9 protein-coding genes are annotated in these 12,067 nt (G+C 74.6%); 6 read left to right on the plus strand and 3 right to left on the minus strand.

Features of this window, described 5'->3' with window-relative positions; translation table 11 throughout:
- Window positions 1-7 precede the first annotated feature (7 nt).
- The 5 genes from PP1_RS14160 to PP1_RS14180 all read left to right on the plus strand — a co-directional run bounded on the left by PP1_RS14160 (window position 8) and on the right by PP1_RS14180 (window position 8,742).
- On the plus strand, window positions 8-700 hold the full coding sequence (locus PP1_RS14160; protein ID WP_010234270.1) for a response regulator transcription factor: 693 nt from the start codon (window positions 8-10) through the stop codon (window positions 698-700).
- Window positions 697-2,316 carry a GAF domain-containing sensor histidine kinase gene (locus PP1_RS14165; protein WP_010234272.1) on the plus strand — a complete coding sequence of 540 codons (1,620 nt, stop codon included), beginning with the start codon at window positions 697-699 and terminating at the stop codon, window positions 2,314-2,316. Before PP1_RS14160 ends, PP1_RS14165 begins: the two co-directional genes overlap by 4 nt.
- 405 nt (window positions 2,317-2,721) lie before the next feature.
- Complete coding sequence (gene hrpA, locus PP1_RS14170) at window positions 2,722-7,041, plus strand: ATP-dependent RNA helicase HrpA (RefSeq protein ID WP_083697007.1); 4,320 nt, start codon at window positions 2,722-2,724, stop codon at window positions 7,039-7,041.
- A 45-nt stretch (window positions 7,042-7,086) separates the two neighbouring features.
- Window positions 7,087-7,473, plus strand: a complete 387-nt coding sequence (locus PP1_RS14175; RefSeq protein ID WP_010241329.1) for a VOC family protein — start codon at window positions 7,087-7,089, stop codon at window positions 7,471-7,473.
- Between the two features lie 66 nt (window positions 7,474-7,539).
- Complete coding sequence (locus tag PP1_RS14180) at window positions 7,540-8,742, plus strand: acyl-CoA dehydrogenase family protein (protein ID WP_010241330.1); 1,203 nt, start codon at window positions 7,540-7,542, stop codon at window positions 8,740-8,742.
- A gap of 379 nt (window positions 8,743-9,121) precedes the next feature.
- Here PP1_RS14180 and PP1_RS14185 read toward each other — a convergent pair whose 3' ends face one another.
- On the minus strand, window positions 9,122-10,363 hold the full coding sequence (locus PP1_RS14185) for an oxygenase MpaB family protein (protein WP_010241331.1): 1,242 nt from the start codon (window positions 10,361-10,363) through the stop codon (window positions 9,122-9,124).
- Window positions 10,364-10,419: 56 nt separating this feature from the next.
- Between PP1_RS14185 and PP1_RS14190 the strand changes: the two genes are divergently transcribed.
- Window positions 10,420-11,115 (plus strand): TetR/AcrR family transcriptional regulator, encoded by a 696-nt coding sequence (locus PP1_RS14190; RefSeq protein WP_202796459.1) that lies wholly within the window; start codon window positions 10,420-10,422, stop codon window positions 11,113-11,115.
- On the opposite strand, the gene PP1_RS14195 is transcribed toward PP1_RS14190, so the two are convergent.
- A complete protein-coding gene (locus PP1_RS14195; protein WP_010241333.1) occupies window positions 11,061-11,495 on the minus strand; it encodes a rhodanese-like domain-containing protein in 435 nt (144 codons plus the stop codon). The two genes, PP1_RS14190 and PP1_RS14195, sit on opposite strands and share 55 nt — an antisense overlap.
- Window positions 11,492-12,064 carry a cysteine dioxygenase gene (locus PP1_RS14200; RefSeq protein WP_010241334.1) on the minus strand — a complete coding sequence of 191 codons (573 nt, stop codon included), beginning with the start codon at window positions 12,062-12,064 and terminating at the stop codon, window positions 11,492-11,494. Before PP1_RS14200 ends, PP1_RS14195 begins: the two co-directional genes overlap by 4 nt.
- Between the last annotated feature and the right edge of the window lie 3 nt (window positions 12,065-12,067).

A 12,067-nucleotide genomic window follows, 5' to 3' on the forward strand; every position in this document is an offset into this window, starting at 1 on the left:
TCGGGGGATGACGACGGTGCTGGTGGTGGACGACGACGAGCGCGTCCGCACCCTGGTCACCTGGCAGCTGGAGGCGGACGGGTTCGCCGTCGCCGCCGCGGCCGACGGTGCCGCCGCGCTGGACCGGATCGGCCGGGAGCGGCCCGATCTCGTCGTCCTGGATCTGTCCCTGCCCGGCGTCGGCGGTCTGGACGTGCTGCGCCGGGTCCGCGGCGACGAGTCCGTGACCGGGGGCGCGGCGATGCCGGTGATCGTGCTGTCCGGACGCAGCGGCGAGACCGACCGGATCGTCGGGCTCGACCTCGGCGCGGACGACTACCTGGTCAAACCGTTCTCCCCCAGCGAGCTCGTGGCCCGGGTCCGCTCGGTGCTCCGCCGATCGGCGCCCCCGCGACCCGACCCCGGCGACGGGCCCGTCCGCGGTCTGCGCGTCGACGACGCCTCCCGCGAGGTCACCGTCGACGGTGCCCCGGTCGAGCTGACCGCCCGCGAGTTCGACCTGCTCGCGTTCCTCGCCCGGCACCCGCGCCAGGTGTTCAGCCGGGTCCAGCTGCTGGAGCAGGTGTGGGAGGGCGCGCCGGACTGGCGGAGCGAGGCGACCGTGACCGAGCACGTCCACCGGCTGCGTCAGAAGCTCCCCGGGGGCACCCGGTTCCTGCGCACCGTCCGCGGTGTCGGCTACCGGCTGGAGCCCGGATGAGCGCGAGGACGCACGCCCGCCCCGGGCTGGACCACGACGACACGCTCGCGCTGCTCAGCCGTCAGACCGAGCTGCTCGAACGGATCGCCGAGGGCACCCCGCTGTCCGACGTGCTGGCCGGGATCACCGCCGTGCTGGAGGATCTCGTCCCCGGGGCCCGCTGCTCGGTCCTGCTGCTCGACCCGGCCCGGTCGACCCTGCACCACGGGGCGGCGCCGTCGCTGCCGCACGCGTACTCGTCCCGGATCGACGGCCTGCCCATCGGCGCCGACGCCGGGTCCTGCGGTGCGGCCGCGTACCTGGACCGGCCGGTCGTCGCCGAGGACATCGGGACCGACCCGCGCTGGCGCGAGTACCGCGCGCTCGCGACCCCGCACGGGCTGCGGTCGTGCTGGTCGTCGCCGATCCGGGGGCGCCAGGGTGTGCTCGGGACGTTCGCCGTCTACCACGACCACCGGCACCGCCCCTCGGCCCGTGAGGAGCGCCTGGTCGACCGGCTGACCCACCTCGCGTCGGTGGCGATCGAGCATGCGGGCCTCTTCGGCGCGCTCGCCGAGAGCGAGGAACGGTTCCGGCGGGCGTTCGCCGACAACGCGACGGGGATGGCGCTGGCGGACCCGCACGGCCGGATCACCGACGCCAACCGGGCCCTGACCGAGCTGCTGGGCCGCGACATCACCGGGGAACGGGTCGACGAGGTCCTGGTCCCCTGCGCGGGTGCCGCCGGTGAGGCCCGGGCCAGTCACGCCGGCGGTGCGGAGCTGGAGCTGGCGGTCACGTCCTCGCCGGTCCACGGGCCGGACGGCGGCGTCGTCCAGCTGTCGGTGGCCGTGCTGGACCTGACGCAGCGCCGCGCGGCACTGCGCGAGCGGCAGGCCCGTCACGAGGCCGAGGTCGCGCGGGCCGCGGCCGAGTCGGCCAGCCGGGCCAAGTCACGGTTCGTCGCGGCCCTCGGGCACGAGCTGCGCACCCCGCTCCAGGCGATCAGCGGGTTCGCCGAGCTGCTCGGCACCCTCGACCTGCCCGCCGACCGGCGGGCCGGCGCGCTGGACCGGATCGCCGGCGCGACGTCGCACATCCTGTCCCTCGTCGACGAGGTGCTCGACGTCGCCCGCGTCGAGGCCGGTGCGCTGCCGGTCCATCCCGAGCGGGTCGACGCGGCCGCCCTCACCGACGAGGTGCTCGACCTCCTCGGGCCGGTGGCGGGCGAGCGGGGCGTGACGCTGCACCACGTACCGGGCGGCGCGGCGGACGTCCTGGCCGACCCGCGCCGGCTGCGCCAGGTGCTGATCAACCTGGTCGGCAACGGCATCCGCTACAACCGCCCCGACGGCTGGGTGACCGTCGGGATCGACGGCGGCGGTGCCGGCGTCCGGCTGGTCGTCCGCGACTCCGGGCGCGGCATCCCCGAGCACGTCACCGGCCGGATCTTCGTCGCGTTCGACCGGCTGGACCTCGCCGAGCACGGCCCCGCCGACCAGGGCATCGGGCTGGGCCTGCCGCTGGCCAGGGGGCTGGTCGAGGCGATGGGCGGCACGCTGACGATCAGCTCGGTGGTCGACGCCGGCACGACGGCCGTCGTCGCACTCCCCCGCGTTGAGCCGCCGTTGAGGTGAGGTTGTCCGGGCGGTGACCGCCGTCGCGCAGCATCGTCCGGGTGCTCCGACCCGGCCCGGGCGGGACGGCAGCTCCCCGGCCGTCCCGCCTCGTGACGACGCCCCGTCCGCCCCTCGGACGGGGCGGCGGGAAATTCTCCGGCCCCCGGGAATGATCCGCCCGGCCCGCCCGTTGGAACGACTGTCCGAGCCGGGCGACACGAGTCCCCGGGCCGCAATGGATAACCGCCGCCGTGGAATACCGTCCGGCTGGAGCCGCGGTGTGCCACTCGCCGCGAGGCGACCGGCGCCCGGTTCGGACACCCTTTCCGACCGCTCCCGAAATCCGATTGCCGGTGCGTGCGAGCCCGATCACCATGGTCGGCGTCCGCGACACAGCGAACCACCAGGCACACTGAACGGACGATGTCCACCGATCCCGCCCCGTCCTCGAGCGACCGACCCGAGAGCGACCGACCCGACCTCGGGGCCGGCACGACCTCCCGTCCGCGGCGATCCCGCCGCGGGCCCCGGCGTCCGGCCGGTGAACGGCAGCACGACATCGATCAGCAGACCACCACACCAGACCAGGCCGCAGCGCAGGCCGCCCCCGGGACGGAGGGCGCCGCGCGCGGCCGCCCGGCCCGCGGGCAGCAGCGCCGACCGCGCCGCCGCGGGCCGCGGGGCCGGAGCGCTGCCGTCACGGCGCCCGGCCCCGACCAGCCCGGCCGTCGCGGCCCCGACCGCGACGGCCCGGACCCGGCCGGGAACGGCGGCCGGAACGAGCCGCCGCTCCCCCCGCTCGACGACATCGAGCTCGCAGCCCTGCGCGAGCGCATCACGGAGCTTGGTCCGGCCGAGGCCGAGCGCTTCGGGAGCCGCCTGGACCGCGCGCGCGACGGCCGTGCCCAGCAGCGCGTCGCAGACGCCGTGCAGAAGGCCGGCAACCGGGTCGCCCGCCGCCGGGCGGCGCTGCCGCGCGTCTCCTACCCCGCGACGCTGCCGGTCTCCGCGCGCCGCGAGGAGATCGCCGACGCGATCCGGGACAACCAGGTCGTCATCGTCGCCGGGGAGACCGGCTCCGGGAAGACCACCCAGCTGCCGAAGATCTGCCTGGAGCTCGGCCGCGGTGTGCACGGGATGATCGGCCACACCCAGCCGCGACGGCTCGCGGCGCGCACGGTCGCGGCGCGGATCGCCGAGGAGCTGGGCGTCGAGCTCGGCGGGGCGGTCGGCTGGAAGGTCCGCTTCACCGACCAGGTCGGCGACTCGACCCTGGTGAAGCTGATGACCGACGGGATCCTGCTGGCCGAGCTGGCCGGCGACAAGGACCTCCACCAGTACGACACGCTGATCATCGACGAGGCCCACGAACGCAGCCTCAACATCGACTTCATCCTCGGGTACCTGACCCGCCTGCTCCCCCGCCGTCCCGACCTCAAGGTGATCATCACCTCGGCGACGATCGACCCGGAGCGGTTCGCCCGGCACTTCGGCGAGGCCGACGATCCGGCGCCGATCGTCGAGGTCTCGGGGCGCACGTTCCCGGTCGAGGTGCGGTACCGGCCGGTCGTCGATCCCGACGACCCGGACGCCGACCCGGATCGTGAGCTGGACGACGCTATCGGCGACGCCGTCGTCGAGCTGCAGCGCGAGGGCCCCGGCGACGTGCTGGTCTTCCTGCCCGGCGAGCGGGAGATCCGCGAGGCGGCCGACGCCCTGGAACGCCGGAACCTGCGGAACACGGAGATCCTGCCCCTCTACGCCCGGCTCTCGACGGCCGAGCAGCAGCGGGTCTGGCAGAGCCACACCGGCAACCGGGTGGTGCTGGCGACCAACGTGGCGGAGACGTCGCTGACGGTGCCGGGTGTCCGGTACGTCGTCGACACCGGCACCGCACGCATCTCGCGCTACTCGCGCCGGCTGAAGGTGCAGCGCCTGCCGATCGAGAAGATCTCCCAGGCGTCGGCGAACCAGCGGTCCGGCCGCTGCGGCCGAACCAGTGACGGCATCGCGATCCGGCTCTACGCCGAGGACGACTTCGACGCCCGCCCCGAGTTCACCGACCCGGAGATCCTGCGGACCAACCTGGCGTCGGTCGTGCTGCAGATGATCGCGCTGGACCTGGGCGAGATCTCGGAGTTCCCGTTCGTCGAGCCGCCGGACCGGCGCGCCGTCGCCGACGGGCTCGACCTGCTCCACGAGCTCGGCGCGCTCCGCCCGGACCGCCGCTCGCTGACGGCCGTCGGGCAGTCCCTGTCCCGGCTCCCCGTGGACCCGCGGCTGGGCCGGATGCTCGTCGAGGCGCACCGCAACGGCTGCCTGCGCGAGGTGCTGGTGATCGCCGCGGCGCTGTCGGTGCAGGATCCCCGGGAGCGCCCCACCGAGCAGCGCCAGGCGGCGGACGAGAAGCACCGGCGCTTCGGCGTCGACGGCTCGGACTTCCTCGCCTTCCTGCGGCTCTGGGACCACCTCGACGAGCGCCGCGACGCCCTGTCCGGGAACCGGTTCCGCCGTGAGCTGCGCGAGGACTTCCTGCACTACCTGCGGGTCCGTGAGTGGTGGGACCTGCACGGCCAGCTGCGGCAGGCCGCACGGTCCGCCGGGATGGACCTGAACGAGCGGGACCCCGAGTGGGCGGCGCACGCCGACCGCATCCACCGGTCCGTCCTCGCGGGGCTGCTGTCCCAGGTCGGCATGCAGGACCCGCTCGCGGAGAAGAAGGGCAAGGGCGACCCGAAGAAGGAGCGGAAGGGCCCGAAGGACTACCTCGGCGCCCGCGGCGCGAAGTTCGCGATCTGGCCCGGGTCGGGGTTGGCGAAGAAGCCGCCGCGCTGGGTGATGGCCGCCGAACTCGTCGAGACGACGAGACTGTGGGCGCGCACGGTCGCCCCCGTCCAGCCGGACTGGATCGAGCCGCTCGCCGAACATCTCGTCAAACGGACGTATTCTGAACCCCGCTGGTCACGGAACCGCGGATCGGCCGTCGCGACCGAGCGGGTGACCCTGCACGGGTTGCCGCTGGTCGCCGACCGGACCGTCGCCTACGGCCGGATCGACCCCGAGGTGAGCCGCGACCTGTTCCTGCGGCACGCGCTCGTCGAGGGCGACTGGGAGACCCGGCACCCGTTCTTCCACGCGAACCGCGAGCTGCTCGACGACGCCGAGGAGCTCGAGCACCGTGCCCGCCGCCGCGACCTCGTCGTCGACGAGGACACCCTGTTCGCGTTCTACGACGCGCGGGTCCCGGCCGACGTCGTCTCCGGCAAGCACTTCGACCGATGGTGGAAGGCGGCGTCACGGGAGTCCCCCGGTCTGCTCGACTACACCGAGGAACTGCTGGCCACCGAGGCCGCGAGCCAGGTGGACCGCGGCCACTACCCCGACCACCTCGACGCCGGCGGGCTCACGCTCCCGCTGTCGTACGCGTTCGAACCCGGCCACCACACCGACGGCGTCACCGTCGACGTCCCGGTCGCGGCGCTGCACCAGGTGGACCCGACGCCCTTCACCTGGCAGGTCCCCGGTCTCCGCGAGGAGCTGGTCACGGCGCTGATCAGGACGCTGCCGCGGAACCTGCGCCGCAACTTCTCCCCCGCGCCCGACCACGCGCGGGCGGCGCTGCGACGCCTGGCGGGCGAGACCGACCGCCCGCTGCTCGACGGGCTGGAGCGCGAGCTCGGCCGGATGCGCAACGTCGAGATCCGGCGCGAGGACTGGGAGCTGGAGCGGCTGCCCGAGCACCTGACGGTCACCTTCCGGGTGCTCGACGAGGCCGGTGCCGAGATCGCCCGCGACACCGACCTCGAACGCCTGCGCCGCGAGCTGGCGCCGAAGGTGCGCGAGGAGCTGGCCGCCGCGGGCAGTGGCATCGAGGAGACCGGGCTGACGTCGTGGACGATCGGCGAGCTCCCCCGTGAGCTGCCGATCCGGCGCGGGGCCCACGTCGTGACCGGGTATCCCGGACTACGCGACCGCGGGCGGTCGGCCGACGTGCACGTCTTCGCCACGGCCCCCGAGCGCGATCCCGCCCACCACCGCGGGGCACGACGGCTGCTCCTGCTCGGCACGCCGAACCCCGGCAAGCAGGTGCAGCGCGGGCTCGACAACCGGGCCCGGCTGGCGCTGTCGCGCAACCCGCACGGCTCGCTGGACGCGCTGCTCGACGACTGCACGACCGCCGCCGCCGACCATCTCGTCGGCCGGGGCGGCGGCGACCCGTTCGACGAGGCACAGTTCACCCGGCTCGCCGAGCTGCTGCGGATGCGGCTGCCCGCGACCACCCTGCAGGTCCTCGACGCCGTACGCGGCGTCCTCGAGGCCTGGCACGCCACCGGCGCGAAGCTCACCGACCTGCGCGGACCCGCGACCCGCGACGGCGCCGCCGACGTCCGCGCGATCACGGACCGGCTGGTGGCCCCGGGGTTCGTGACCGCGGCCGGCGCGACCCGGCTCGGTGACGTGAAGCGGTACCTGCAGGCCTGCGAGGTGCGGCTGGACAAGCTGCACGCCGACCCCGGACGCGACGCCCGCTGGACCGCGGAGATGGCGCCGGTCGAGGCCGAGTACCACGGGCTGCTCGCCGGGCTGCCCGAGCACACCGAGCCGTCACCGGCGCTGCGCGAGATCGGCTGGATGATCGAGGAGCTGCGGGTCTCGCTCTACGCGCACCCGATGCGGACCCGGCACCCGGTGTCGGTGCAGCGGGTCGAGCGGGCGATCGACGAACTGCCCCCGCCGTCCTGAACGCGGCGCACGGAGAATGTCGGGGGGCGCGGGCACACTGCCCGCATGAGCACCGACGCCCCCATCGCCAGGTTCTCCCTCGCCGCGATCGACTGCCCGGACCCGCTGGAGCTCGCACGGTTCTACGCACGGATCACCGGCTGGCCGGTGGCCGGGCAGACACACGACGACTGGGTCGAGCTCGATCCCGGTGGCGCCGGCGCGACGCTGGCGTTCCAGAAGATCTCCGACGGGGCCTACCGTCCGCCGCGGTGGCCCGGTCAGGACGATCCGCAGCGCGTGCACCTCGACTTCGACGTCCCGGATCTCGACGCCGGCGAGGCGGCCGTGCTCGCGATCGGAGCCCGCAAGCACGACGTGCAGCCCGCGCCGGAGAGCTTCCGGGTGTTCCTCGACCCGGTCGGGCACCCGTTCTGCCTGGTGAGGGCCTGACGCCTCGCCGGAGGTGGGTGGAGATGTGACGATTCGGGCTCCACCGACGGCGAGGGAGCCGCCCCGATGACCGCATCGACCACCCCGTACACCGAGCTCGGCGAGGCGCTGGGCACCGACTTCTTCTCGGTGCGCGACCAGTTCACCGACGAGCAGTGGCAGCGGTTCACCGACGTGCGCCGGTTCGTCGACACCGAGGTGCTCGACGAGATCAACGGCTACTGGGAGCGGGCGGAGCTGCCCTGGAACCTGTTCCGCAGGCTCCCCGAGCTCGGCATCGTGGGCGAGGACATCACCGGTCACGGCGCGGCGGCGATGAGCCCGCTCGCGCTGGGCCTTGTCCACATGGAGCTGCACCGTGGCGACGGCTCGCTGGGCACGTTCCTCGGTGTCCACGCGGGACTCGCGATGAAGGCCGTCGACATGTGCGGCTCGGAGGAGCAGAAGCAGCGCTGGCTGCCGTCGATGTCCACGCTGGAGCGGACCGGCGCGTTCGCGCTGACCGAGCCGGACCACGGCTCGGACTCGGTCGCGCTGGAGACCACCGCGACCCGCGACGGCGACCACTGGATCCTGAACGGGACCAAGCGCTGGATCGGCAACGGCAGCGTCGCCGACCTGGTGATCGTCTGGGCGCGGGACACCGGCTCCGGCGACGTGCTCGGGTTCGTCGTCGAGACCCCGGCGGAGGGCTACACGGCGACCGTGATCCCGGGGAAGGTGTCACTGCGCGCCCTGTGGCAGGCCGACATCACGCTGGACGGTGTCCGCGTCCCGGACGACGCCCGGCTCGCGCACGCGCGCACCTTCGCCGACTGCGCGGCGGTGCTGGCCACGACCCGGTCCACCTGCGCCTGGATGGCGCTGGGGCACGCCACGGCCGGCTACGACGCCGCGCTCCGCTACGCGACCGAACGCCACCAGTTCGGCAAGCCCCTGGCGAGCTTCCAGATCGTGCAGCAGCGGCTCGTCCGGATGCTCGCCGACCTCACCGGCATGCAGCTCTACTGCATGCAGACCGCCCGCCTGGCCGAGGCCGGGAAGCTGTCGCCGACGGTCGCCGGGCTGGCGAAGATGCACAACACCCGTACCGCCCGGTCGATCCTCTCCGAGGCCCGCGACCTGCTCGGCGGCAACGGGATCCTGCTCGAACACCACGTCGTGCGGCACTGGGCCGACATCGAGGCCGTCCACACCTTCGAGGGCACCGAGACGATGCAGACCCTGATCGTGGGCCGGGACGTGACGGGGATCAGCGCCTTCACCTGAGCCGCGCCGCGGCGCAGCGCGGCGCCGTCAGCACGGACGGGCGCCCGCCGTAGCACTCACGACGCCACGGCGACCGGGGGTGTCGTCCACCGCAACCGGGAGCGGGTTCTCTGAGTTCGCTTCCCCAGGCAGCGATTCTGCAGAACACACATGCCCCGGCGCGCCGGACCCGCCCCCTCTTCCGACATCACCCACAACGGAATCGCTGCCTGAGGAAGCGGTTCCACAGAACCCGGTCGCCCGTCGCGGCGGCTCGAGCGCGGCAGCTCGAGCCCGCCGCCCGGACACACCGCCCACGCACTCCGGCCATCGCACTCCGACCACCGCACGCCGCCGACGCATGCGTGCTGCCCGGGCCCGCATCCCGCGAGCAGGCCGCTCAGACGGCGAGGTCCCGCGGCCCCGGGCGGTCCCGGCCGAACCGGCGCGCGAGATCGGCCTCGATCCGGCGGTCGGAGCGGGACTCCAGCCACCGCCGTCCGCGCCGGGTCCGGGCCACCACACCGACCTCGACCAGGTTGCGCACCGCCTGGGCCGGGACTGCCCACGGTGCCGTGACCGGGAGGTCCAGGTCCCGCATGCCCTCCGCGCGCAGGAAGCCCCGCAGGAGGCTGAGGAGCCGGCGTCGTTCCCAGGAGCCGCGGAGCCGGTCCAGCGGGCCGCCGGTCCGCTCCGAGCGGAGGCCGTCGACCAGGGCGACGGCGAGCGCCGCACCGTTGGGGGTGACGTCGCCCTGGGCGAGCAGCACGTGGTGGTTGAACACGTTCTGGGCGCGCTCGTCGTCGAACAGCCAGTCCTCGTCGACGCCCATCAGCCAGCCGACGTAGCGCCAGAGGTGCATGATCGCGCGGCTCTCGGTACCGGAGACGTGGCGGCCGAGCAGCCGGCAGCCGAGGATCGCGGTGCTGTTGAAGAGGCCGAGGGTCGCCGCCGAGTCCGACTGGTTGATCGGCAGGCCGTGGGTGGCGACGTCGTAGCGGTCGCCGCGTTCGAAGCGGTCGGCGACGAGCGCGTGCATCGCGCGCACGTGCAGGGTCGCCCGCCAGCCGTCGCCGCCGGGCCGCATGCCGCCGGGTGCGCTCACGGCGAAGGACCACGCCTGCGTCTCCGCCAGCCGTCGCATCGCACCGTCGCCGGTCAGCCCGCCGGTCCGCACCAGCAGCTCGGTCGGACCGCCGTAGCGGTAGCCGCCGATCAGCGACAGGCCCAGCAGCACGTCGTCGCGGCTGCGGCCGAGCCGCCGGTACGCCCGCGCGCCCCGTTCGAGCAGGTCCCGGTCCAGCCACCCCGGTTCCGGGGTGACGGCCGCGAAGAACTCGCGCAGCGCGGCCGGTCCGTCCGCGGGGGCCGCGCCGTCGGCGAGCGCACGGTGGAACGCCCGCATCGTCACCCGCTCCGGGTCCTCCCGGCCGCGCCCCATCGCCCGGGCCAGGGCGGCGCCCGTCTCGTCGCGGGTCAGCATCCGCCGGCCGATCTCGTCGACGAGTGCGACGTCCGGCTCGCGTACTCCGGCGACGAGGGCGAGCGGCCGGGCGATCCGCGCCGCGCGGGCCGGTGAACTGCGGAAACGGCGCGGCCCGATCGGTGCGGGCGCGCTCGCCTCGGGGATCTCTGCCACCATAGGCCGATGCTGACACGAGTCGGAGCTCGCGTTCAACGCGCGTTCGGGAGCCGGGTGTGAGCGGTCGCGCAGGGCGCCGGAGGGAGCCGCGGCAGGAGCGGTCCCGGCGGATGGTGGAGCGGATCGTGGAGGCGGGCCGCGAGGTCCTGGTCGCGCGCGGCTACGACGGCGCCTCCACGAACCGGATCGCCGAGGCCGCGGGGATCTCGCCGGGCTCGCTCTACCAGTACTTCCCCGACAAGGACGCGGTGCTCGCCGAGGTGCTCGACCAGTACCTCGACGGGATGGAGGCTCGCGTCTCGCGCGCGTTCCTGGACGGGCTCAGCGGCAGCACCCCGGGGCCGGGCGGTGCGGCGGACCCGGGCCGCGGCACCGGGCCGGTCGTCCGCGCCACCCTCGACGCCCTGCTCGACGCCTTCTCCGAGCAGCCCGACCTGCTGCGGGTGATCGTCGAGCAGCTCCCGCGCGCACCCGGGTCGTCGGGCAGGCCCGGGCGGCGGGCCGCGTTCGCCGGCCGGATCGACGATCTCGTCGCGACGGTGCTGCTCACCCGCGGCGAGACGGACCCGGACATCGCCCGCGCGTCGGCGTGGACGGTGGTCCGGACGGTCGAGCACCTGACGACCGGGTTCGTCCTGGAGCGTCCCGCGTTCGGTCGCGACCTGCTCGTCGAGGAGCTGACGGCGCTGGTCGCCGGTTATCTCGACGCGCGGTGGAGCGGCGGGCGGGTCGCGTCGGACGGACCGTCCTGACCGGGTTCGGTCGGCAGGCCCGCGGCCGCCCAGGCCCGGAACCCGCCGTCGACGTCGGTCGCCCGGTGGAGACCGAGGTCCTGCAGCGAGGCGGCGGCCAGGCTGGAGCTGTAGCCCTCCGAGCAGAACAGGATCCACGGGACGTCGTGCCCGGTCGCCTCCGGGATCCGGGCGTCCGAGGTGGGGTCGAGCCGCCACTCCAGGTGGTTGCGCTCGATCACGAGCGCCCCCGGGACGGCGCCTTCCTCGACCCGCTGCCAGCCCGGCCGGGTGTCGACGAGGTACGCGCCCTCCTCGGCGAGCGCCGCGGCCCGGGCCGGGTCCGGCCGGTCGAGCCGGGCCCGCGCCGCGGCCAGGAGATCTCCGACGGTCCGGGTCATCCGACGCCCTGTCCCGGCTGGACGAGCTCGGTGCGGCTGCGGCGCAGGCGCTGGTGCCCCGCGGTGGCAGGGACGTCCTCGACCTCGTAGTAGGACATCGCCGACAGCGGCGGCGAGTAGGCGTGCACGCTCACGGCGGCCTCGTCGGCGGTGTTGGCGACGTCGTGCACGTGCCCCAGCGGGAACGCGGCGCCGCGGCCGTGCCGCAGCGTCCGGGTCCGGAGGCCGGCCGGACCGCCCCAGCGGCGCTCGGTCAGCGTGCCGGACACGACGGTCAGCGCGCCGATCGAGCCGGCATGGTCGTGCAGCTCCGCGATCTGCTCGGTGGCCCAGCTGATCAGCCAGACGTCGACCAGGCCGTCGCTGCGCAGCAACCGGTACCAGCGCCGGTCGGGGTCGACGACGACGCCGTGCCGGCCGGCGCGCACGTCGGCCGCGATCTCGCGGGTGAGCTCCTGCAGGTCCTGCAGGTCGTAGGGGGTCGGCGCCGCGACGGGCCGGGCATGGACGGTCGCCGTCCGCGAGGCGGACGGGCGGGCAGGGCGGGACGCACGGACGGGTGCGGACACGGT

This window comes from Pseudonocardia sp. P1 (assembly GCF_000178675.2).
Taxonomy (GTDB): domain Bacteria; phylum Actinomycetota; class Actinomycetes; order Mycobacteriales; family Pseudonocardiaceae; genus Pseudonocardia.

Excerpts from the sequence above, each read along its gene's own strand:
- PP1_RS14160 (WP_010234270.1), top strand. The coding sequence starts at position 8 with ATGACGACGGTGCTGGTGGTGGACGACGACGAGCGCGTCCGCACCCTG.
- PP1_RS14165 (WP_010234272.1), top strand. The coding sequence starts at position 697 with ATGAGCGCGAGGACGCACGCCCGCCCCGGGCTGGACCACGACGACACG.
- hrpA (WP_083697007.1), top strand. The coding sequence starts at position 2,722 with ATGTCCACCGATCCCGCCCCGTCCTCGAGCGACCGACCCGAGAGCGAC.
- PP1_RS14175 (WP_010241329.1), top strand. The coding sequence starts at position 7,087 with ATGAGCACCGACGCCCCCATCGCCAGGTTCTCCCTCGCCGCGATCGAC.
- PP1_RS14180 (WP_010241330.1), top strand. The coding sequence starts at position 7,540 with ATGACCGCATCGACCACCCCGTACACCGAGCTCGGCGAGGCGCTGGGC.
- PP1_RS14185 (WP_010241331.1), bottom strand. The coding sequence starts at position 10,363 with ATGGTGGCAGAGATCCCCGAGGCGAGCGCGCCCGCACCGATCGGGCCG.
- PP1_RS14195 (WP_010241333.1), bottom strand. The coding sequence starts at position 11,495 with ATGACCCGGACCGTCGGAGATCTCCTGGCCGCGGCGCGGGCCCGGCTC.